The sequence below is a fragment of the Sorangium sp. So ce394 genome, assembly GCF_051474665.1.
Classification (GTDB): domain Bacteria; phylum Myxococcota_A; class Polyangia; order Polyangiales; family Polyangiaceae; genus Sorangium; species Sorangium cellulosum_D.
This window is the reverse complement of the sequence record NZ_CP150339.1, coordinates 4,723,266-4,745,807: the sequence shown is the minus strand read 5'-3', so window position 1 is coordinate 4,745,807 and position 22,542 is coordinate 4,723,266. Positions and strand designations below refer to the sequence as shown.

The 22,542-nt window shown below is 74.0% G+C and carries 12 protein-coding genes; 5 read left to right on the top strand and 7 right to left on the bottom strand.

The features are described 5' to 3' along the window. Positions 1 to 16 precede the first annotated feature (16 nt). The 3 genes from WMF33_RS17510 to WMF33_RS17500 all read right to left on the bottom strand — a co-directional run bounded on the left by WMF33_RS17510 (position 17) and on the right by WMF33_RS17500 (position 5,681). Positions 17 to 3,580, bottom strand: coding sequence for a protein kinase domain-containing protein (locus WMF33_RS17510; protein ID WP_437338200.1), 3,564 nt, complete (start codon positions 3,578 to 3,580; stop codon positions 17 to 19). A 196-nt stretch (positions 3,581 to 3,776) separates the two neighbouring features. After that, positions 3,777 to 4,649, bottom strand: coding sequence for a fibro-slime domain-containing protein (locus tag WMF33_RS17505; protein WP_437338199.1), 873 nt, complete (start codon positions 4,647 to 4,649; stop codon positions 3,777 to 3,779). Between the two features lie 234 nt (positions 4,650 to 4,883). Continuing rightward, entirely contained in the window at positions 4,884 to 5,681 is a 798-nt protein-coding gene (locus WMF33_RS17500; RefSeq protein WP_437338198.1) for a hypothetical protein, read from the bottom strand. Positions 5,682 to 5,726: 45 nt separating this feature from the next. Between WMF33_RS17500 and WMF33_RS17495 the strand changes: the two genes are divergently transcribed. Beyond that, the gene (locus tag WMF33_RS17495; protein WP_437338197.1) at positions 5,727 to 6,446 is read left to right on the top strand and encodes a hypothetical protein; all 720 of its coding nucleotides are present in this window, start codon (positions 5,727 to 5,729) and stop codon (positions 6,444 to 6,446) included. A gap of 34 nt (positions 6,447 to 6,480) precedes the next feature. On the opposite strand, the gene WMF33_RS17490 is transcribed toward WMF33_RS17495, so the two are convergent. The 3 genes from WMF33_RS17490 to WMF33_RS17480 are packed head-to-tail and all read right to left on the bottom strand — an operon-like array spanning position 6,481 to position 11,451. Further along, positions 6,481 to 8,403 (bottom strand): L,D-transpeptidase, encoded by a 1,923-nt coding sequence (locus WMF33_RS17490; protein WP_437338196.1) that lies wholly within the window; start codon positions 8,401 to 8,403, stop codon positions 6,481 to 6,483. A 58-nt stretch (positions 8,404 to 8,461) separates the two neighbouring features. Further along, the gene (locus tag WMF33_RS17485; protein WP_437338195.1) at positions 8,462 to 9,826 is read right to left on the bottom strand and encodes a DUF1552 domain-containing protein; all 1,365 of its coding nucleotides are present in this window, start codon (positions 9,824 to 9,826) and stop codon (positions 8,462 to 8,464) included. Continuing rightward, the gene (locus WMF33_RS17480; RefSeq protein WP_437338194.1) at positions 9,823 to 11,451 is read right to left on the bottom strand and encodes a DUF1592 domain-containing protein; all 1,629 of its coding nucleotides are present in this window, start codon (positions 11,449 to 11,451) and stop codon (positions 9,823 to 9,825) included. The genes WMF33_RS17485 and WMF33_RS17480 overlap by 4 nt, the downstream gene beginning before the upstream one ends. A 351-nt stretch (positions 11,452 to 11,802) precedes the next feature. Here WMF33_RS17480 and WMF33_RS17475 point away from each other — a divergent pair, with 351 nt between their 5' ends. From WMF33_RS17475 to WMF33_RS17465, 3 genes are all read left to right on the top strand, one after another. Beyond that, entirely contained in the window at positions 11,803 to 13,212 is a 1,410-nt protein-coding gene (locus tag WMF33_RS17475) for a hypothetical protein (protein WP_437338193.1), read from the top strand. 14 nt (positions 13,213 to 13,226) lie between these two features. Further along, positions 13,227 to 13,814 carry a hypothetical protein gene (locus tag WMF33_RS17470; protein ID WP_437338192.1) on the top strand — a complete coding sequence of 196 codons (588 nt, stop codon included), beginning with the start codon at positions 13,227 to 13,229 and terminating at the stop codon, positions 13,812 to 13,814. A 107-nt stretch (positions 13,815 to 13,921) separates the two neighbouring features. Then, entirely contained in the window at positions 13,922 to 16,366 is a 2,445-nt protein-coding gene (locus tag WMF33_RS17465; RefSeq protein WP_437338191.1) for a hypothetical protein, read from the top strand. A 451-nt stretch (positions 16,367 to 16,817) separates the two neighbouring features. On the opposite strand, the gene WMF33_RS17460 is transcribed toward WMF33_RS17465, so the two are convergent. Continuing rightward, entirely contained in the window at positions 16,818 to 18,380 is a 1,563-nt protein-coding gene (locus WMF33_RS17460; protein WP_437338190.1) for a tetratricopeptide repeat protein, read from the bottom strand. 141 nt (positions 18,381 to 18,521) lie between these two features. Here WMF33_RS17460 and WMF33_RS17455 point away from each other — a divergent pair, with 141 nt between their 5' ends. Beyond that, positions 18,522 to 22,529, top strand: a complete 4,008-nt coding sequence (locus WMF33_RS17455) for an RHS repeat-associated core domain-containing protein (RefSeq protein WP_437338189.1) — start codon at positions 18,522 to 18,524, stop codon at positions 22,527 to 22,529. Positions 22,530 to 22,542: the final 13 nt, after the last annotated feature.

The following is a 22,542-nucleotide window of genomic DNA, read 5'->3' as shown; positions in this document are numbered from 1 at the left end:
GGCGCTGGCGGCGCGCCTAGGCTTCCTCGGCCGCGAGCTCGTCGCAGAGCTCGCGGGCCCGCGCCGCGTGGCTCGCCGCCGCGGCGCCCTCGCCGATCGCCGCGGCGTGCGCCGCGGCGCGGTCGTACGCCGCCGCGGCCGCCCGCAGATCGCCGCCCCGATCGTAGTGGTGCGCGAGCAGCGCCGCGCCGTCGTCGCCCGGCGCGCGGTGCTCGAGCCAGTCCGCGACGAGCAGGTGGATCCGCCGCCGGACCTTGAGGCTCAGCATCTCGTACGCGACCTCGCACGTCGCCTGCTCGGTGAACACGTACTCGCGCTCGCCGGGGAACGACGCGGGGGAGCGGAGCCGGATCAGCTGGCGATCGCACAGGCGCGCGAGCAGCTCGGCGGTGGACGCGCCGGCGCCGTGCCGCACCGAGAACGGCGGATCGAGATCCTGGAGCTCGGCCAAGATGCGCTCGCTCGACATGGGCGAGCGCGCCTGCGGGGCGTCGTTCCTGAGCCGCTCGACCGCGCCCTCCCAGAAGGTCCGGCCGACGACGGCCGCCTGGACGAGGACCCCGCGCGCGTCGGCGTCGAGTCGATCGAGGCGCGCCTGGACGGCGCCGTGCACCGACGGCGGCAGGCTCAGCGCGCCGAGCGCGCCCTCGTGGACGCGCCACGCGCCGTCCTGCGCCTCGATCGCGCCGGCATCGACGAGAAGCTGGAGCATCTCCTCCACGGTGCGCGGGTTGCCCTCGGCGCGCTCGGCGAGCGCGCGCACGAGCTCCGGATCGAGCTCGGGCGCGCCGCGGAGCCGATCCCGGATCATCTCCTCCGCGTGCCGCCGCGCGAGCGGGAGCGCCTCGACGCGGACGTAGGCCTCCTTCGCGATGCCCCAGTCCGGGCGGCGCTCGTAGAGCTCGGGGCGCGCGGCGCACACCACGCAGAGCGGCAGCCCCTCGGCGTGCGCCACGAGCTCCTCGACGAGGTCGAGCGTGGCGTCGTCGGCCCACTGGAGGTCGTCGCACACGATCAGGATCGGCGTCCGCTCGAGCGCGAAGGTGACGAGCTGCGCGAGCGCGGCGGCGATCCGGCGCTTCGCCAGCACGCTGCCGCGCGCCGCGGCCTCGAGCAGCCCCGCGGGCGCCGGCCGCGCGCCAAGGATGGCCGCCAGCCGGGCGAGGATGTCCTCGACGTCGCTCGAGCCGCTCGACGTCGCCAGCGACGGGGACGGATCGAGCTCGTCGTCGTCCTCGTACCGCACCGCGCCGGCCGCCCTGCGCGCGTTCACGGTCGAGCTGACCGGCCCGCGCAGGGGGACCGCCGACGCGCGCGTCACGATGGGCGACGCGCCCCCGAGCGCGGCCCTCGTCCCCGCGCCGGCGGCCTCCCGCTCGGCGCGGGCGCGGGCGCGCGCGGCGCGCAGGCGGAGCCAGCGCAGGCCGAGGCGCAGCTTGCGCAGGATGACCTGGGCCGGGTCGGCCTCGTGGATCCCGAACCAGCGGCGGAGCAGCGCGCCGGCGAGCCCGTAGCTCGTCTCGCGCGCGAGCGCCGAGCACTGCGCCGAGAGGACGAACGGCGCGTCGGGCGGCGCGGGCGCGGCGCCGCGCCCGGACGAGGGCGCGCCGGACGCCGGCCCGCCGCCGAGGCCCGCGGCGAGCTCGGCGAGCACGCGCGTCCGGCCCACGCCGGGCGCGCCGACCAGCGTGACGAGGCGCGGCCGCCGCTCGTGGACGGCGGTCTCGACGAGATCGCGCAGGCGCTGCATCTCCGCGCCGCGCCCGACGAGGCGCGTCGCGAGCCCGTGGAAATCGTCCGGCGCGAGCCCGCGGCTCGGCGGGGCCTCGCCGAGCACGCGGTAGATCGGCAGCGCCGCGCCGCGCGCGGCGGGCTCCGCCGGCGCCGCGCGCGCCGCGCTCGCCTCGACGGGCTCGACGCGGAAGCGCCCGAGGACGAGGCGGTGGGTGTCGCGGCCGATCACGATCGCGCCGCGCGGCGCGAGCTGCTGCAGGCGCGCGGCGCCGTCCACCGCGTCGCCGATCACGGCGAGATCCTGGCGCGCCGAGCTCCCGGCGCCGACGAACACCCGCCCCGTCGAGATCCCGATCCGCACCGAGAGGCGGACCGTCCGCGCCGCGCGCGGCAGCGCGAGGCGCGGGATCGCGGCCTGCGCGGCGAGCGCCGCGACGATGGCGCGCTCGGCGTCGCAGTCGGTCGCGCGGGGCACGCCGAAGACGGCCATGACGCGCCCGCCGATGGGCCGCTCGACGATCCCGTGCATCTGCTCGACGTGCTCCGCGAGCGCCTGGTAGCAGCGATCGACGACGTCCTTGACGTCCTCGGGGTCGAGCCTGGACGAGAGCGCGGTCGCCTCCGAGAGATCGGCGAACAGGACGGTGCAGATCCGGTGCTCGCCGCCCTCGAACGGGACGACGGCGCGGCCCCTCGGCGCGCTCCGCTCGGGGCCCACGCTCCCGCGGCCCCCGCTGCTCTCCGGGGGCCGCCGCTGCGGCCGCGACGGCGGCGGCAGCGACGGCGGCGGGACCGAGAGCGCGGGCGGCGGCGGCAGCGGCGGCAGGTGGAGGGCGGCGAAGTCGAGCAGCCCGTCGTCGTCGACGGGGTCGGCGGCGTCGGCGCCGAACGCGGGCGCGCGCAGGGTGTCGCGCGCCACCACGACGACGCTGGAGCGCTGGGCGGCCTCGAGGGCGGACCACATCTCGCCGAGGTTGCGGAACCGCTGCGAGGGGTGGATCGCGAGCGCGCGGCCGAGGACCGCCTCCACGTCGGGGCTCGCGCTCACGCCGCGAGCGCGGAAGCTCGGCCGGATCGACTCGTCGCTCGAGGCGACGAAGAGCTGGATGACGTCGCCGCCGGAGAGGGCGGGCTGGCCGCTGGCGACCTCGATGAGGATGAGGGCCATCGCGTAGACGTCGGTCCAGGGCCCGGTGGCGCCGAACCGCGGGCTGAACTGCTCCGGCGCGCCGTACTGCGGCGTGAAGGCGCGGAACGTTCGCCCCGTCTGGACGAGCGCCTCGGCGAACGTCGGCGTCTCGGAGAAGACCTTGGCGAGGCCGAAGTCGAGGACCTTCATGCGGTCGCCGAGCAGGAACAGGTTGGCCGGCTTGACGTCGCGGTGCGACACGTTCTCGTCGTGGGCGACGGCGAGCGCGGAGGCGACCGGCGCGAGGAGCTTGATCGCCTCGGTGAGGCTCCTCGGCGGCGCGTTCTCGGCGCGGCGGCGCCGGAGGTCCTGCTCCAGCGTCTCGCCCTCCAGCCACTCCATGACGATGTACGGCGTCCAGGGGCCGTTCGGCGCGGCCGCAGCGCCGATGTCGAGCGCCTGGACGATGCCCATGGTGCGGCGCGAGAGCTGGTGGAGCAGGCGCGCCTCTTCGCGGAACTTGGCGAGGAAGGCGTCCTGCTGATCAGGGCCCAGGCCCGTCGGGATCTTGAGGCATTTGACGGCGACCGGCGCGTCGAAGCCGAGGTGCCGGGCACGGTAGACGACGCCGAACGCTCCCTCGCCCGCCAGCGCCTCGACAGCGAACTGACCGTCGATGATCGACCCCACCCAGCCGAACGGGTCGCTGGCCTGCATCGTTGCCTAGGCTACCTGTTGCGCCGAACCACGAGCAAGGTGGCAACGGCGGCCGCTCCAGGGGGAACGGGGGGCGGTCGGCGCGAGCCGCTGGGCGGGATACGGCGCGGGCGGGGCGGTGAGCCGAGGAACGCGGACGGTGGGGAATGAAGGGCGCTGTGGGCTGAGGTCGCGCCGCGTCAGCGGACGACCGAGCTCAGTTGATGACCGGGGTAAAGCAACCGATGGACGTGTCGATGCGGAAGTTCGACTCGGTCGTGCGGCGCTCGGCGAAGAAGAAGTCGAGCGCGTACGTGTTGCCCGGCGTGATGCCGAGGTCCTGCGCGCGCGCGTCGAGGTCGATCGTCGCGCTCTCCGGCTTGTGAATGCCGCCCAGATCGATCGCGAGACGGCCGTTGATGAAGGTGAAGAGGTCGTCGTCGCCCGAGAAGGTGAACACCTCGCCACCCTTGTATTCGAACGTGGTGTGGAGCTCGAGCGTGAAGTGATAGTTGTGGCGCCGGTCCTCGTTGCCAAACCCCATGTCGTCGATCGGGAAGAAGTCGGCATCGTCGTACGTGGACGTGCCGTTCCCGTTGTCCACGAGCGAGATGGATATCTGGATGGCGGTGTTCACGTCGGGCACGTCGCGGAACCACTGATCGAAGGCCTCCTTGCCGGTCGTGGTCAACGTGCCCTCGCTGCCGCCCGCATAGACCGGCTTGCCGTCCGCGCCGAGCTGAGCCTCCACGATGCCCCGGTCCTCCCCGGGCCGGGCCTCGAAATCCGGGTGCGTATCCTTGAAGTCGCGCACGATCGCGATGAGCTCGCTGCCGCAGGCGTCGCCGCCCGCGCTCGGGTCACCGCCCGAGCTCGCGCTACCCCCGATGTCGCCGAAGGGGTCCTCCCCGATGTCGCCGCCGCTCGCCGTCCCGTCGCCGCCGCTCGCCGTCCCGTCGCCGCCGCTCGCCGTCCCGTCGCCGCCCGAGGCAGCGTCACCAGCGTCGCCGGTCCCCCCTACACACGCGGTCGCCGCCACGAGGGCCACGCACGCCGATACCGCCACCACCATCCGCCGATAAGCCATCATGTCTTGCCCCTTTTCCCAGCCGCCGGAAGCCATCGAATCCGCATGGAACGACGTCGGAGACACCGCGTCGCCAGCTTCCGCCCCTGTGCGCGGGGGTGGGCAGAACGGGTCAAATTTTTATTCAACAAAATGACCGGCGTTCCCGGCCGCAAAAATACAGCTGCCTCGTCCAGCCCTGGTGAGCTGCTCGTCGGAGGCTCCTGCGCTGGATCGCCGAGCGCCCTCGGCGCCTGCTCATCGCGCAGGAACGCCGAAGAAGTAATACCCCTTGCCCCACAGCGGGAAGTCGTACGTGCCGTACTCCCACGTGAACGTGTCTCCGACCGGGGCGACCATCTCGCGCAGCTCGGCCTCGGTGTAGACGCGGAGCGTGCTCACCAGGCCGTCCCATACGCTGGCCGTGGCGGCGATCGGCGTCGCCCACGTGAGCCACGCCTTGGCGGCCCGGGAGCGGCGCGCGAGCAGCGGGTTCGCGGCGAGCGCGGCGACGCCGACCGGGACCATCGGCAAGAAGCCGAGCGGGTTCCGCTCGAAGCCCTCGGACAGGAAGATGCCGGACGAGCCGCGCGCCGCGTCCGCCAGGATCGCCCGCGCGAGCTCGGGAGAGAAGTGGTGGAAGGCGTTGATCATCAGCCGCGCGCGGCCCTCGGCGAGCGCCCGCGGGATGCGCGTCGCGTCCACCGGCGAGGGCTCGAAGGCGACGAACGCCGGGTGCCGCGCGGCCGCCGCCGCCCACGCCTCCGGCTGCGGCAGGAGGTCGGTGAGCACGAAGCGCGGCGGCGTCGCGCCCGCGCGGAGGAGCTCGTCGATGAGCACCTCCGACGGCCCGGCCGCGCCCGCGCCGAGCTCGATGACCTCGGTCGCGCCCGAGGCGGCGAGGAAGCGCCGGAACGGCGCGATCAGGCCGCGCAGCATGCCGCCCCACCGGATCGTCCGGCTCAGCGACTCGATGATGAGCTCGCGCAGCGGACCGGGAGACCACGGGGAATCGTTCCACTCGAAGAGCGACAGGCGAGGCAGGGCGCGCGGCATCGGTTCACCGTCGACCGCCGGAGGCCGCGGCGCCATCCTGAACGCATGAACTTCCTGCTTCATCGCCACCTCGCCGCGCGCGACCTCGGCTCGGTCGCCGCCGGCGCCGGCGCGATGCTCCCGGACCTCTGGCGCATGGCCGACCGGCGCGTGAAGCCCGCGCGCGCGCCCGAGCCCCCCGCCGCCCCGCCGCTTCGCGTCGCCGAGGTGCTGGCCGGCATCGATCACCACGTCGCCGTCGACCGCTGGTTCCACGCCGCCCCCGTCTTCGTGGAGGGGGAGCGCCGCCTCGCCGAGGCGCTGCGCGGCGCCGCGCTCGGCGCGCCGCGGCTCGCGCTGTTCGCCCACGTGCTCTGGGAGATGTGCCTCGACGGCGCGCTCGTGCGCCGGATCGGCCTCGCCCCTCTCCTCGACGACCTCCGCGCCGGCCTCGCCGCCATCGACGGCCCCCCGACCGCGGCCGCCGCCTCGATCCACCATTTCGAGCGGCGCGCCCCCTCCCCCGCTGCCCTCGCCGATCGCCCCGCCTTCGAGGCGCGTCTTTGCCGCATCTGCGACGAGCTCGCCCGCGGCCCCTGGGTCGCCGGCTACCAGGACGGCGCCGGCCTAGCGTTCATGCTCTCGCGCGTGCGCTCTCGCTTCGGCATGCCCCCGTTCACGCCGGAGCAGCACGACCGCCTCGCCACGCTGCTCGACGGCCTCGCCGGCGCCGCCGACGCGTCGCTCGACGACCTCCTCCGCACGGCTCCCCCCTGCCCCCACTGAAGTCCCCCTCTCTCCTCGAGACGGCGACCGCACATCACTCGTGAATGATGATCGTTGTGCCTTCGCCGAGCTCCTCGCCGGTGTTGATGGCGTGCCACCCGGGCGGCACCGGCGGGTCGGTCCACAGGAACACCCGGTGGGCGTCGATGGGCGCCAGGTTGATGCAGCCGTGGCTGCGCGGCGTGCCGAAGACGTCGTGCCAGTACGCGGCGTGGAGCGCATAGCCGCTCGCGAAGTACTGGATGTACGGCACGTCCTTGAGGGCGTACGTCCCCTCGCCGCGGCGCCGCGTGACGCCGTACTCCCCGTCGCCCTTGCGGGGCACCGCCTTCTGGCCCGCCTCGGGCTTCTCCGCGGCGCTCGCGCCCGGCTTCTTCTTCGCGCGCTCCTTCGACGAGCCGCCCTTGTCCGGCTTCGCGCCCCGCGAGGCCGAGGGCGCCTCCGCGGTCGTCTCCGGGCGGCCGCCGACGCTCGACGACTCGTTCGAGTCCATCGTCGCCGTGATGTGCTTGTTGCGGATGCGGAAGACGCCGCGCACCGTGGCGGTCGTGGTCTTGGGATCGGCCACCCCCGCCTGACCGGTCGAGACCAGCGTGGCATAGACAGGGCGCTTGCCCTCCCAGAGGACGAGCGTCTGGTGCGTGATCGAGACCTCGATCCACTTCTCGCCCTTCTCGGCGACCGCCGGCCACGCGGAAGGGGCGACCGCGAGCCCCACGTCGAGCTGGCTCACGTACCGCTGGTCCTTCGTCCGGTAATACTTCACCCCCTCGAGCCGGCGCATCCTGCCGGTCAACGGGAGGACCTCGCGGAACGGGAGCTCCTTGCCCGGCGTCGCCTTGTCCCCCTCGATCTCGACGTCGCGCGCGCTCCGCGCCCGGACGAACGCGAGCGGCAGCGTGAGCTCGTCGTTCAGCTCGACGCCGTGCCACGGCGAGCCCGTGTCCGGCTTGATCTTCGTCGCGGGCGCGAGCCGGAGATCCGTCGTGATCGCGAACCGCCGGTTCAGCGACTCCGGCCCGGTCGGGAACGAGCCGATCAGCGACAGGCCGGTGAAGCGGCGCGCGCGATCGGCGAAGACCGCGTAGTCCGGGACCTTGAAGTCGCTGATGTTGCGGATGAGGCGCTTGCCGCCCTCCAGCCAGAACGGGATCGGGTCGTTCTCCCCCTCCCCGCCGAGCAGGGCGCCCTCGCCGAGCTCGAGCGAGTTCTTCCCGAGGCCGAGCTCGCCGATCCGCTTGCCCGGCAGCGGCACGCCCCGCGCGTCGATCGGCACGTCGTTCGCGCCGAGGTCCACCCGCTGCACGGTCGCCTTGTTCTCCTCGAACCACGCGAGGTGCTCGTCGAGCTTGAACTCCGACTTCCGCTGCTCCTCGGCGGTGGGCACGCGCAGGTAGAGCGGCAGCACGGCGCGGACGAAGGCATACCGGTACGGGAGCGCGCTCCTCAGGTTCGGCCCGGGACCGGCGGCCTTGAGGATGGGGTCGTCGAGATCGAGCGTCGCGTCCTCGCCGACGCAGAGGAAGCCGCGCGGCTCGATCGCGTACCACCCGCCCGGGCAGCCGGCCGTGCCGGCGGGCTCCGCGGCGCGCGGCACCCTCGAGCCGACGCGCAGGTAGCCCAGCTTCTTCGAGGTGTCGCGCGGCTCTTTGTAAACGGTCGCGACGAACGCGGTGACCCCGAGCAGCGGCTTGTCGCTCGGCGGCCACGCGGCCGCCGGCGCCGGCTCCGCCGCGGGCGCCGCCTCCGCAGCGGGCGCCGCCTCCGCGCCCGCGTCGCCGGCCAGGGCCCCGGCGTCCGCCGGCGCGTCCGCGGGCTTCTTGCACCCGCCCGCGCCGCACGCGACCGCCGAGAGCGCCGCGAGGCGCGCGAGACGAAGGACCAGGCACGCCGCGCGCGTCGAGCGAGTCGACCGCGGCGCGCGGCGAGGCTTCCCTGAAGACAGCAGGCCGCCCATGCGGGCGTACTTGCCAAAAACGGCGCGCGACGAAAAGCCCAAAACACCCGCCCGGCGCTCAGGCCAGGAGGCCCGACAGCGGGCCCGTGCAGTACGCGGGGTTGCCGAACGTGGACACGTCCACGCCCATCGCGTTGCACAGCGTCACGAGCAGGTCGTTGTGGGCGTCGCCGCCGTAGCGCACGTACCTCCCGGTCCGGAGCGCCCCGCCGGCGCCGCCCGCGATCACGTACGGCATGTTGTGCCGCGAGTGGGTCTGCCCCTCCGAGATGTCGGTACACCAGAGGATGAGCGTGTTGTCGAGCAGCGTGCCCGTGCCCTCCTTCACCGCGTCGAGCTTCCCGAGCAGGTACGCGAGCTGCTCCGCGTGCCAGCGCCCGATGTCGATGAGCTGCTGCTGCTTGCCCTCGTCGGTCACGTTCGAGTGCGAGAGCGAGTGGTGCGTGTCCGACTGGCCGAGCCAGGTGAACACCTTCCCGGCCTGCGTCGAGCTCCACTGGATCGACGCGACCCGCGTGAGATCGCAGGCGAGCGCCATCGCGAGCAGATCCATCTGCAGCTTCCCGATCGCCGGGTAGTTGTCGTTCGCGTAGACGTCGAGCGGATCGCCGAGCTCCGGCAGCGCGCACGCGCCGCCGAGGAGCCCCGGCGCGTCGAGGCGCTTCTCGATCTCGCCCACCGCGTCGAGGTGCTGCTCCAGCTTCTGCCCGTCCTCGCCCCCCAGCGTCCTCGCGAGCGAGCCATAGTCCTCCATGACGCTGCCGAGCACCCGGCGGCGCAGGGCGCGCCGCCGCTCGAGGTCCGCGGGGTCGGCGCTGAGGTCGAGGAAGAGCCGGTCGAAGGCCGCGCGCGGGTCGTCCTCGGGCGGGACCGGCTGGCCCGGGCCGAGGTACGAGACGCGCGACGAGACGTTGGCGTACTGGACCTGCACGCCGAGCTCGAGCGACGAGAGCTTCGTGCTCTGCCCGAGCTTCGCGGCGAGGAACTGGTCGACCGAGATGCCGCCGCCCCAGCCGACGCGCGCCGCGGGGTTGCAGGCGTACGGAAAGAGCGTCCCTTCCTGGAGCTCCGTGCCGGTGAGGGCCTGGCCGATGCCCTGCTGGTGGGGATCGCCCGGCCCCTGGTAGGCCGAGTCCATGTTGATGCCGTCGATGACGAGCAGCTTTTCCCGGTAGGGCGAGAGCGGGGCGAGGATCTCGCCGAGCTCGAACGACGCCCCGGTCCCGGTCGGCTCCCACGCGCTCTTGACGGTGCCGAGGCCCGTGAAGAAGACGACGAAGCGCTTCGGGAAATCGACGGCGCTCGCCGAGCCGCCCATCGCGTCGAGGAACGGCAGCGCGAGGGCGAGCCCGCCAGCGCCGCGCACGAAGGTGCGGCGATCCAGGCGTCTCCTCGGCGCGCGGCGCGGCGCGGCGCGGCTCACGGCGCCCCCCCGTCGCCGGGCAGCGCGCGGCGGTAGCGGAACGCGTCCGTCTGGGTCAGCGCCACGAGCAGCGCCTTGATGTTGTAACCGCTCTCGGCGAACGCCGCCTGGATCTGGGTCATGCTGCACTCGTCCTCCGCCTGCTCGGCGCGGCCGTAGCCGAAGCGGAACCACTGCGTCGCGACGCACTGGCGCACCTCGCCGCTCTCCGCGAGGCGGTGCGCGAGCTCCACCGCCCCGTCGAACGGCCCGTCCGCGCCGCCCGTCCCCCCGATCTCGCCGCTCGCGTCGATCGGGACGCCCTGGTCGGTCTCGCGGTAGAGGCCGATCCCGTCGTAGCGCTCGAACCCGAAGCCGATCGGATCCATGAGCTTGTGGCAGCCGGAGCAGCTCGGGTCCGCGGCGTGCTGCTCGAACCGCCGGCGGGTCGGGATCCCCTCCCGCACGTCGGGCGGCTGGATGTCCACGTCGGGCGGCGGCGGCGGCAAGATCTGGCAGAGCAGCCGCTCGCGGACGAACTTGCCGCGGTGAACGGGCGAGGACTGGTTGGGCTTCGCGAGCACCGAGAGCAGGCTCGCGTGGGTGAGGAAGCCGGCGCGCTGCGACGGGTCGAGCGGCACGATCGCGAGCTCGTCCGGCGCCCCGGCGGGGCCCGCCGGGAGCCCGTAGAACGCGCGGAGCTCGGCGTTCATCAGCGAGTACGGCGCCGTCAGCAGCGTCGCCACGTCGCCGGCGGCGTCGTCGAACACGACGTGCTCGAGGAACGCCTCGGTCTCCGCCCGGAGGAGCGCCGGCAGCCCGCCGTGGAAGTGCGGGTACACCGCGGGGTCCTTGGTGAGGGTGTCGATGTTCGACAGCTGCAGCCATTGCGCGTGGAAGTTCGCGACCGCGGCGCGGGCGCGCGGATCGTCGAGCAGGCGGCGGGCGTGCGCGGCGATCTGCTCGGCGGTGCGGAGCTCGCCCGCGTCGGCCGCGGCGAACAGCGCGTCGTCGGGCATCGAGCCCCAGAGCAGGTACGACAGCCGCGAGGCGAGCTCGTGATCGGAGAGCGGCACCACGCCGTCCCCGACCGGATCCGGCATGCCGAGCTCGACGCGGTAGAGGAAGTGCGGCGACTGGAGCATCGCCTGGATCACGAGCTCGACGCCGGTCGAGAAGCCGTGCTCGCCGTTCCCCCAGGCGAAGAGCCGCGCGAACCGCTCGCCCTCCGCCGGCGTGAGCGGCCGCCGGAACGCGCGCTTGCCGAAGCGCGCGATGAGCTCGTCGGCGCACACCTCGGGCCCCTGCACCGCCGGATCGCACCCCTCGAGGAGCGCCTCGATGTTTCGCGCCGCCCGGGCCGCGATCGCCTCGGAGGCCTTCATGAGCTGCTCGGCGAGCAGCGGCGTGACGCCGAGCGCCGCCGCCTGGTTGTTGAACCCGAGCGCCTCCTCCTCGACCACGAAGGCGTCGGCCGGCGCGCTGTCGTCGCCGAGGAGATCCCGGATCGTGTTGTTGTATTCGAAGCGCGTCATCCGCCGCAGCGGCGAGGCGCCCGGCCGGATCTCTGCGCAGCGCGTCGGCTCGCCGTCCGCCCCGGCGCCGGACCCGCCCGAGCAGGCGGCGGCCGCCGTCAGGGCGATCATCGCGGCCCCCAGCGAGGCGCGAGGGCCGCGCCGCGCGCGGGAGTGCCGTCCTCTTGACCGATCCATGTGCCCTCTGCCTGGGACGAGCTGGTCTGCGATGCGTTGCGTCGCGGCGCCGCGCCGCGCATCGCTCGACAGCTTTTCTACTTGATCGAAGGCAGTCAAGGAAGGCGGGCGCGCGGCGCGGCAACCCTTTCGAGTCCGGTCATAGCGGAGTCTCTTAACGACACTGCGTGTCGCGAGAAAGATCCCTCCATCTCTTCGCAAGATGCTGGATTCCGTCCTGACATCGCTTGTAGGCTCGCGCGCGTGCAAGCTTCAGTCGACGCCGCTGCCACCACGAAAAGGCCCGTGCCCAAGCTCACTAGGTTCACCACGCTGTCCCTGTCTTTGAGCCTCTGTGGGAGGATCCTCCTCGGGCTCTCCGCCGCGACCGCGGCCACGTTCGCGGTCTCGCCGGTCGTGCTCGCCGCCCCCAAGGCGTCGAAGTCGATCGCGGTCCACGTCGAGGGGCCCAACGCGGATGCGATCCGCGAGGACATCCTCTCGATCGTGCCGAAGACGCTGGAGGTCGTCGAGCCTGCCGCGTTCTCGAAGGCGCTGAAGGGCGCCGGCCAGACCAAGCCCGTCGGGGACGCGGTGGTGATGAAGGCCCTGCGGAAGAAGGCCCTCGACCGCATTCGCAAGGCCGGCAAGACCGTGAAGGCGGAGGGGGTGATCTACGGCGTCTCGCGGACGAACAAGAAGAAGAAGAAAGAGGTCTACCTCGTTTACGTCGACGAGAACGCGGGCGACCTCGCGGTGGACGGCGCGGTGCCGCTGGGCGGCTCGGACGACGACCGCCAGAAGGCGCTGGAAGATCTGCTCGGCCCGACGCTGGCGCAGATCGCGCCGCCGCCCGCCGACGAGAAGAAGGACGGCGGCGGCGGCGACGGCGACGGCGAGGGAGAGGGCGGCGACGGCGAGGGAGAGGACGGCGGCGGCGACGGCGACGGCGAGGAGAAGGCCGAGGGCGACAAGGACGACGGGGGCCCGGCGCGCAAGCGCAACGACGTCCGCTCGGCGCTCTTCTCGGTCGAGCTCGGCGTCGAGTTCGTGGGCCGCTGGTTCGACTACTCCGATGCGCTCTCGCAGAACCTCCGGCCCTACAGTGTCTTCGGTCAGCCGGCGCTGTCGGTCTCCGGAGAGCTGTACCCGCTCGCGGGGACGAACATCGCGGTGCTCAAGGGCCTCGGGATCACCGCCGGGTACGCGCGGGCGCTCGGCCTCAACTCGGCGGTGGGCGACGGCGACCCGCTCAGCACGACCTACCAGCGCATCAACCTCGGGCTGCGGGAGCGGCTGACGCTCGGCGAGTCGACGGTGCTCGGGATCTCCGCCGGGGTCCGGTTCGTGACCTTCGAGATCGACGCGCCGGACGACCTCGCCGCGACCGTTCCGAACGTCGACTACACGATCTTCCGCGCCGGCCTCGACGCGCGCATCCCGGCCGGCCCGGTCGCGCTGGCGCTGGGCGCCGACTACCTGATGCCCCTCTCGTCCGGCCCGGTCTACGATCGGTTCACCGGCGCCAGCGTCCAGGGCATCGGCGCGACGGCCGGCGTGCTCGTCCCCGTCGCGAAGGGGATCGAGGCGCGGCTGCTCGTCGAATACGCCCGGTTCTTCTCGTCGTTCCAGCCGGAGCTCACCGACGACTACGCCGCCGGCGGAGCAACGGACCAGTACCTGGGAATTCGGCTCGCCGGGGCCTACATCTACTGAGAGTGAGGTAGCACGTGACGACCATCGCTTCCCTTTCCAGGCGCGCCGCCCTCGCCGCTGCCGCGCTGCTGAGCGGCGCCGCGCTGCTCAGCAGCTGCGCGGGGACCCTCGACGAGGACTTCAAGGACGAGTACGCCGCCGGCGGTGACGAAGGCGCCGGCGCCGGCGACGGCCAGGGCGCCACGACGGCCGCCGGCGGCGGCGGCGCCCCCAGCGCCACCACCGGCGGCGACGCGGTGACCACCGGCGACGCGGCGGCCACCACCGGCGGCGACGCGGCGACCACCGGCGGCGGCCCCCCGACGTGCGCCGAGGCCCCGACGCTGATCGCGAACTCGTGCGGCTTCGCAGGCTGCCACGACGAAGGCACGAAGGTCTCGGGCATCGTCCTGGCGGCGGGGTTCGAGACGAAGTTCAGGGACCAGCCGTCCCAGTCGTGCGGCGGCTCGGTGCTCGTGCCGGGTCAGCCGGACATGAGCTCGCTCTACACGAAGCTCATGGATGATCCGCCGTGCGGCAACCGGATGCCGTTCAACATGGAGGCGCTCACCGAAGAGCAGAAGACGTGCGTGCGCGACTGGATCACGGCGCTCCCGCCGTGAGGGACTGAGGGAGCGGAACGCCGCGGGCGGCGGCGGGGGCGGCGCGTCGTTCCACCGACGAGCCTGCCTCGTTGGCGCCCCCGCGGCCAGACGCTACGCTCGCCGCGATGCTGCGCCGGCGCTCGTTCTGGATCGCCGCGGCCGCTGTCGCCTACACGGCCTTCGCCGCGCTCCGGGCGTCCGGCGGCCACGGGCCCGCGTGGCTCGCCCTGCTCGGGCTGCCGGCGCTGCTCGCGCTCGGCCTGCGGTGGGTCGAGCGGCCGCCGCGCGGGGAGGACCGGATCGAGCCGGCCGCCCGCAGCGCCGCCGCCGTGTGCCTCACCGGCGCCGCGATGCTCGCCGCCGCGCGGAGCGGCCCCACCGGGCTCGCGCTGATCGCGCTCGGCAACCTCGGCGCGGCGGCGGCGTCGATGGCCGCCCTGGTCGGGCTCGCGCGCATCGCGGGCCTCGGCGGGCTGCTCGAGCCCCCGCCCAGCACGCGGCGCCTCGACGCCGCGGCGTTCGCCTCGCTCTTCTGGACCGTCGCGGTCGCCCTGCCCGCCGTGTCCGCGGCGGCGCCCGAGCGCGCGGCGGATCTCGATCCGCTGCTCGTGCACTACGCCACCTCCGCGGCGTCGCTCGGCTCGCTCACGGTGATGCTCGTGGCGATCGCGCGCGTCCGCATCGCGCGGCGGCTCGAGCTCGGCGTCGCCGACCGGGTCGAGGCCGCGCTCCTGCTCTCGGCGACCGCGCTCGCGGTCGGCCTCGCGGCGGCGTTCGTCGGCGTCGCGGCGCCCGAGTCGATCCTGCCCGTCACGAGCGCGGTCGCGGCGGTCTGCGTCGCGTTCTGCACCGTGGCCGCCGACGCCGCGCAGGTCTCGCGCGCGCTCCGCCGCACGCTGGCGCTCGCGGCGCTCGCGACCCCGCCGGCGCTCCTCGCGGTGTACGCGGTGCACGAGGCGCCGCGCGGCGATCTCGGGCTCCGCGGCGCGCCGGCGTCGTCGGTCGGCGTCGCCGTGTTCGGCGCGTGCGCGCTCTGCGCGCTCGCCGGGCTCGCCGCGCCGGCCCTCTCGCGCCGGTTCGCGCCGGAGGGGGCGCGCTGGCTCGGCGCGTTCGACGCCGCGACGCGCGCGGCCATGAACCCCGAGCCGGAGGCGGCGCTGGAGGCGGCGCTCTCCGCGCTGCGCGACGCGTCCGACGCCGGCACGGCCGGGCAGGCGCCGCCGGCGCTGTACCTGCTCTCGCCGCCCGAGCGGGTGACCGTCGATCGCGCGGGCTACGCGCACACCGCGCCGGCGGAGGTGCCGGCGCGCCTCATCGAGCTCGCGCAGCTCGAGCCGGAGCGCGTCCTGCGCGTCGAGGCCGCCGAGGCGGTCGAGGTCCGGCGGCCGGAGGTGCGGCCGCTGCTCGCGTGGCTCGCCGAGCGCGACATCGGCGTGGTGGCGCTGGTGAACGACGCGGAGGGGCCGATCGGGGCGCTCGCGATCCCGCGGGGCCGGCGCGCGTCGCCGATGACGCTGGAGGAGGTGTGCGGCCTGCGCGCGGTCGCCGACCGGCTCGGCGCGGTGATCGCGGTGTCGGCGATGCTGTCGGGGTCGCGCGGCCGGGAGGTCGCCGCCCGCCGCGAGGCCGAGGAGCGCGCGCGGGAGGTGAGCCGGCTCGAGCGCGCCGTGGCGCAGGGCGCGGGCCGGTTCCGCGCGATCGCGGCGCTGCTCTCGCGGCCGGCGCGGGCCGCGGCCTACAGCCCCGCCGCGCGCGCGGCGATCGAGCAGCTGGAGCGGCTCGGCGAGGCCGGCGGCCCGGTCACGCTGCTGACCGCGCCCGGGATCGACGCGGTCGCGTGGGGCGCGGTCGTGCACCTGTCGTCCGCGCGTGCGGGCGGCCCGCTGGCGATCGTCGACGGCGCGGCGCCGGTGCCCGAGGGGTTCGCGCAGGCGTTCGCGCAGGCGCGGGGCGCCTCCGCGGGGCCCGCGGGCGGCGCCGGGCCCTCGGGGGCCGAGGGCGCGCCGCCCGCGCTGGCGCTGTGGCGCGATCCGGACAGCTCACCGATCGAGGCGGCGAAGGGGGGCACGCTGCTCATCCTCGACGCCCAGGCGTTGCCGGCCGAGGTGCAGAGCTACCTCGGCGCGGCGCTGCCGGACGACGTGCGGCTCGTCGTGGCGGTGCCTCAGACGGTCGACGCGCTGGTGGCGACCGGCCAGATGAGCGAGCGGCTCGGCGATCGTCTCGGCGATCGTGCGGTCGCGCTGCCGTCGCTGTCGTCGCGCGGCGAGGACCTCCGGGCGCTCGCGCTGGATCACCTCGCGCGCATCGGTGTCCGGCTGCGGGGCCGGCCGTTCGGCCTGGATCTGCGCGCGTTGCAGGCCGTGCTCGATCATCCGTGGCCCGGCAACGACGCCGAGATGGGCGCGGTCCTCCTCCGCGCGGCGCTCATGGCGAAGGGCGACGTGATCGGCGAGCGGGAGCTCGCGGCGATCGGGTTCGCGCCGCAGCCGGAGCCCTCCAGCCAGGGCGGCGCCGCCCGGAGCGAGCCGCGGCGCGCCCGGCGGCGGCGCGCGGAGAAGGCGGGGTAGTACCGCGGGGCGGAGAGCCCGCCAGGGATCTGCCTCGCGAGCGGAGAGAGAGTTCAACGCAAAGGCGCCAAGAGCGCAAAGACGCAAAAATGCAGTGAATTTTTGTTTTTTGCGCCTTCGCGCTCTTGGCGCCTTTGCGTTGAACTCTCTCTCTGGATTCCTGGTGGGTGGAGCTCGCCGAGCGGCCGGCGTGCAGCTCACGGTGGGGGGACCGCCACCGGCACGCAATCCGCCGTGGGGGGACCGCCGCCGGCACGCAATCCGCCGTGGGGGGACCGCCGCCGGCACGCAATCCGCCGTGGGGGGACCGCCGCCGACGTGCAGCGCCGCGTGGGGGACCGCCGCCGACGTGCAGCGCCGCGTGGGGGGACGCGCGCCGACGTGCAGCGCCGCGTGGGGGGACGCGCGCCGACGTGCAGCGCCGCGTGGGGGGACGCGCGCCGAGGGGTCGCTACGCCTCCGGCCGGAGCCGCCGCGCGGCCCTGGGCGGCACGCCGGGCCGCAGCGCCGCGGGACGCAGCATGTCCTTCTGGATGAAGTGCTCGAACATGTGCCGGCAGCTGGGGCAGGGGCTGACGGGATCGCCGGCGTCGAAGTACCTGGACGCCTCGGCCTGGATCGCGATCCCCCCGTCGGGGAGCTCGCGCAGCGCCTGACGGACCCCCGCTTCGCCCGCGCCCCCGAGCGGGAGCCTTCGCTCGCGCTCCCACGCCATCAGGTAGTCGCTGAGCGCCGCGGGCGCCGCGCACCGGGGCGCGGTGATCGGGAGCGCGGCCGGCGCGCCCTTCGAGAGCGCCTCGATCCAGTCGCGGTACCACGCCGTGAAGCTGTCGTGCGTCGGGAGCAGGCCCGAGCCCGCCGCGCGGAGATCGGCCCAGACGGCGCCGGCGCGCGGGCCGCGCACCACGAGCACGGAGAAGTAGCCGCAGCCCATGTGCGCGAGGGCGATCGTGCCGCGGACCGTCGCGTCGGCCTGGTACGCGGCGCGCTCGGGCGCGCTCATCACCCGCAACTGAGGCCGGTAGGGCCGCGTGTGGGGGAAGTCGCCGGTGAGGCTCTCGAGCTGCCCCGGGCCGTCGAGCGGAAGGAGCCCGTAGTAGGGCCCCGCGCCGGCGCTGCCGACCCGGGTGACGAACGCCGCGTAGTCGGCGGGGATGCGGGCGCCCGCGGACGCCTCGATGCGGCGGAGCTCCTCCGGCGCGAGCGGCGGGAGGATGCGGTAGCCGTGCTCGCGGGCGCCGAAGCGGTTGAGCCACGGGTCGTGATCGCGGTGGAGGTGGTCGATCGCCTCGGTGACGCCGGCGATGAAGCCCTCGACGACGGCGACGGGCGCGGGGTGGTGGAGCCCTTCGGCGCGCAGGCGCTCGAGCGCCCGCGCGGCGCCCGCGCTCTCCGGGTGCGCCTTCTCGTACGCCGCGAGCTTGTCGTACCAGGAGGCGTCTCCATCGCGCACGGCGCGGTGACAGGCGTAGGCCGGGAAGGCCACGGGGTGCGCCGGCTGCTTGTCGAGGACGGCCTCCAGGTGGCGCAGGCCCTCGGCGGTGCGGCCGGCTTCGCAGAGCATGGCGCCGAGGTCGCAGCGGGCCGAGACGTCCTCGGGATCGAGGCGGGCGGCGGCCTCGAACGCATCGCAGGCCGCGTCGATGTCGCCTCGCTCCCGGAGGGCGTACGCGAGGCTCACGGCGGTGGCGAACGTGGGCTCGAGCTCGAACGCGCGGCGGGCGAGCTGCGCGGCCTCGTCCAGCCGGCCGAGCTTGCGGAGGATCATGCCGGCGACCCACGCGACCTGCGGGTGGTCCGGGTGGCTTGCGCGGAGCGCGTCGAGGGCGGGCAGGGTCTTTTCGAGGGCGCCGCGGGCCTTCGCGTCGAGGCGCTCGTCGGGGTGGCGGGCGAGCAGCTTCACCAGGCGGTAGACGGCGTCGCCGACATCCATGCGCGCGACGCTCTTCGGGGTGAGCTCCGGGGCGCCCTGTCGTGGCGTGGGTTTCTGCTTGCGCCGCCCGGTCCTGGTCACGGCGAGACGGTAGCGCGCGTCGGCGGCGGTACCAAGCGACGAGCGCGGGGCGGGGCTCTGGTGGGGGCGAGGAGCTTCGCGTGGCGTGGAGGAGCTGCGGGCTGCTTGCCGCAGGTGCGCCCCGCCGGCGAGCATGCGCGCATGGCACGAACGGCGCCCTTTCCGAACGCAGCGGCGATCCCTGGAATGAACCCCGGCGTCTTCATCCTGGGCGGCGGCGGGGCCGGCGGGGGCGGGAGCGGCCGCGGGGGCAACGGCCGCGGCGATGGCCAGGGAGGCGGCGGGAGGAACGGCGGCAACGGCGCACGCGGCGGCGGCAAGGACGCGGGCAGCTGCGGGCCGGGCAGCGGGGGCGGCTGCCCCAACCCCACGCACGGCGGCGGCGGCGGCACCCACGCGGGCGATCCGGTCGATCCGATCACCGGGCGCGTCTACACGGTCGCGGTCGTCGATCTCGAGCTGCCCGGCACGATCCCGCTCGTGCTCAAGCGCAGCTACAGCTCCGCGCGCATCGAGGAGGACGGCGACCTCGGCTTCGGCTGGACGCACTCGCTCTCGTGGCAGGTCGAGGAGGGCCGCCGCGGGCTCCGGGTGCTGGAGCCACACGCAGCGGCGACGGAGCTGCCGAGGAGGCTCGAGCCGGGCGCGTCGGCGCGGTTGCCGTGCGGGGTGCTGACGCGTTACGCGTGGGGCTACGCGCTCGCGGCGGACGGGCTGGCGTACCTGTTCGCGGAGCCGCGGGGCAGCCGATGGCTGCTGAGCCGGATCATCGACCTGCACGACAACCTCATCGAGCTCTCGTACGAGGACGGCCGCCTTGTGCAGGTGATCGACAGCGTGGGTCGGATCATGCGCGTGCGTCGGCACAAGGACGGGCACATCGCCGCCTTCGAGGTCAAGAACGCCTCGGCACACGGGCGCTGGGAGGCGCGGCGGCGGTATGCGTTCGACGCGCGCGGCGACCTCGTCGCGGCCGAGGACGCCGCGGGGCACGCGCAGCGCTTCGCCTACGACGAGGACCACCGCCTGGTGCGGCGCGACGAGCCGGGAGGGCTCGTGGCGGAGTTTCGCTACAAGGATGGGCGTTGCGTCGAGAGCTGGTGCCACCGTGACGGCAACGACGCGCTCGACGACGGCGCGCCAGAGACCCTGTTCGATGGATCGCGGGCCAGGGGGTTTTTGCACGCCAAGATCGACCACCACGACGGCGCGCTCACCGAGGTGATCACCTCGCGCTCGATCCGGCGCATCGACGGCAACGCCTTCGGCAAGCTGGACAGGATGGTCTGGGGCGGCAGCGGCGTGCACACCTTCCGCTACGACGACGCGGGCGCGCTGCTCGAGTACCAGGACGCGACGCAGCGGGTCTTCCGCTGGGAGCGCGACGCGGAGGGGCGGCTCGTGGCCGAGGTCGACCCGATGGGAAACAGGACTCACTACGAGCACGACGCGCGCGGGTTCATCTCGGCCATGACCGACGCGCTCGGCGGCACCGCGCGCTACGAGCGTGACGCGCGCGGCGACGTCGTTGCCGTCTACGACGACGTGGGCTTCGTGGTGGGCTTCGCGTATGACAGCCGCGGCTTGCTCGTCGGCGCCACCCTGCCGAACGGCGGCGAGACGCGCATGGAGGTCGACGCGCTCGCGAACCGCGTACGCGTCGTCGAGCCCGACGGCTCCGAGCGGCGCATCCGGTACGATTTCCTGGGGCGCGTCACGGGCTTCACCGACGAGCGCGGCCACGAGACGCGCTTTGCGTACGATGCGTGCGGTCGCATGTGCGCCGTCTTCGGGCCGGGAGGCGCGGCGACGCGCTACGACTTCGATGTCGACGGCAACCTGGCGCAGATCACGGACGCCGACGGACGCACGACCACGCTGCGCTGGGGCGGCTTCCACGTCGTCACCGAGCTCGTGCGACCCGACGGCAGCAAGGTGCGCTACCGCTACGACCGCGAGCAGGATTTGGTGCGCATCGTCAACGAGGCCGGCGAGGAGCACCGGATCCAGCGCGACGGTGAGGGGCGCATCACCGGCGAGCGGACCTTCGACGGCCGCGAGATCCGCTACAGGCTCGACGCGCAGGGGCGAATCGAGCGGGTGGAGCGCGGGAGCGACAAGGTCGACTTCGAGTACGACCCGCTCGGCAGGCTCGTCAAGCGCACCACCTCCGACGGGCGCGAGGACGTGTTCGACTACGATCCGCTCGGCAGGATCGAGCGCGCCGCGAGCGGCGATGTCGAGTGCCTGTACACGTACGACCGGCGGGGGCGGGTGCTCACGGAGGTGACGCGGCGGGGCGCCGAGGTGCTCGCGGCGTTCGCATGGACCTACGACGCCATGGGCAGGGTCACCGGCGTGCGTGGGCCGGGCGGCGAGATGAGCGTGCAGCGCGACGTCATGGGACGGCCCGTCGCGGCGCAGATCGGTGGAGAGAGCGCGCCGCTGCGCTTCGCGTACGATGCCGGCGGCCACGAGGTCGCGCGGGTGTTGTCCGGCGGCGGCACGATCGCGACCGAGATCGACGCCGAGGGCCTGGTGCAGCGGCAGCGCGTGCTCGGTCAGCCCGCGGCGCCGCGCGTCGGTCCCGGCGAGCCGCCGTGGGTCGGGCCGAGCGCGACGCCCGAGACGTGGCGCAGGACGTACGCCTGGTCGCCCGCCGGGATGCTCCGCGCCGAGGAGGATCTCGGCGGTGCGGCGCGAGCGACGCTCCGCGACGCGAACGGCCGTGTCGTCGAGCGGCGCCGGGGCGGCAAGCCGGCCGAGCGGTTCCGGTTCTCCGCGGCGGGCGAGATGGAACGGGACGGCGAGCGGCGGACCTACGCGCCGGGCGGGCGGTTGACGGAGCGCGCGACGGCACGACAGACCGTGCGCTACGAGCACGGCGAGCGCGGCGACGTGGTGCGGAAGCGCGTGAGCGAGCCGAGGGGTGATGGCGGAGGCGAGCGGGCACCCGAGCGCGTGTGGACCTACGCATGGAGCGCCGATGGACGGCTCATGGAGGCGCGGACGGCCGAGGGGAACGTGATCTCGTTCGCCTATGACGCCTTCGGCCGCAGGATCGAGAAGCGCGTCGCGCGGCCCGGGGAGGTCGAGAGGCTGACCCGGTACGCCTGGCGCGGCGACGTGCTGGTCCACGAGCGCACCGAGCGCGCGCCGGAGGATGGCGACGCGACCGCCGTGGAAGAGCGGAGCTACGTCACGCTGCCGGAGAGCGCGCTGCCGCTCGCCCAGCGGGACGGCGCCGCGGGGGCGCTCAGGTACTTCGTCCACGGGGTCAACGGGTTCCCCGAGGCGCTCGTGGAGGGCGACGGGCGCGTCGCGGCCGAGATCGAGGCGGGGCTGTACGGCGACGTGCCCGACGGGCAGGCCGGGATCACGCCGCTCAGGTTCCCGGGGCAGTACGCCGACGCGGAGACCGGGCTCCACTACAACTGGCACAGGTACTACGACCCGGAGGCGGGGGTGTACCTGAGCCCGGAGCCGATCGGGATCGAGGGAGGCCTGAGGCCGTACGCGTACGTCGACAACTACCCGGTGGAGTGGGTGGACGCCGATGGGCTGATGAAGTGCACCATCACGCGGAACGACGGGCAAATCATCACGCGCAACAGCGGGAGCAAGGCGCCCCTTCATCCTGCCGTCGTCGCTGCGCTACCCCCATCATCCGCGCGCCCTAACCCTGACTTTAGCCCTCCGGCTCACAAATGCGCAGAGCCAGCTGCGCTCAGCGCATACCTTTTCGAATGGGAGCGCAAGCAGAAGCCGAAGGCCTCGTGCGATCCAGAAAAAGATCCACGTTGGCAGCAAAATCTGGCCATAGCGCTCGGTGACATCAAGCGAGACGGGGGCATCCGATCCCACGCCAATGAGGATGGCACAGAACGGAATTACGCATCTTGCCCCAATTGCTCACAGACGATTCCTCGCCTGTACGCGCTCGCCGGGATGAGCCCGCCTGTCAGCCTCATCGCCGCAGGGCAAGACCCCATCGACCCCACGCGGACCAACGTACAAACCTCTCTGCCCTCCCCCGCATGGGAACCGAGCCTCAACCGCGGAGTAAACCCAGCATCTCACGCGGGGTTCGCCGGACAGAGTCCCGGCGCATGGCGACATGACAGCTCGACAGGCTGGAGGCGTATATGAATGTGCGCTCTAG

Coding starts and splice junctions, on each gene's coding strand:
- WMF33_RS17510 (WP_437338200.1), bottom strand. CDS start 3,580: ATGCAGGCCAGCGACCCGTTCGGCTGGGTGGGGTCGATCATCGACGGT.
- WMF33_RS17505 (WP_437338199.1), bottom strand. CDS start 4,649: ATGATGGCTTATCGGCGGATGGTGGTGGCGGTATCGGCGTGCGTGGCC.
- WMF33_RS17500 (WP_437338198.1), bottom strand. CDS start 5,681: ATGCCGCGCGCCCTGCCTCGCCTGTCGCTCTTCGAGTGGAACGATTCC.
- WMF33_RS17495 (WP_437338197.1), top strand. CDS start 5,727: ATGAACTTCCTGCTTCATCGCCACCTCGCCGCGCGCGACCTCGGCTCG.
- WMF33_RS17490 (WP_437338196.1), bottom strand. CDS start 8,403: ATGGGCGGCCTGCTGTCTTCAGGGAAGCCTCGCCGCGCGCCGCGGTCG.
- WMF33_RS17480 (WP_437338194.1), bottom strand. CDS start 11,451: ATGATCGCCCTGACGGCGGCCGCCGCCTGCTCGGGCGGGTCCGGCGCC.
- WMF33_RS17465 (WP_437338191.1), top strand. CDS start 13,922: ATGCTGCGCCGGCGCTCGTTCTGGATCGCCGCGGCCGCTGTCGCCTAC.
- WMF33_RS17455 (WP_437338189.1), top strand. CDS start 18,522: ATGGCACGAACGGCGCCCTTTCCGAACGCAGCGGCGATCCCTGGAATG.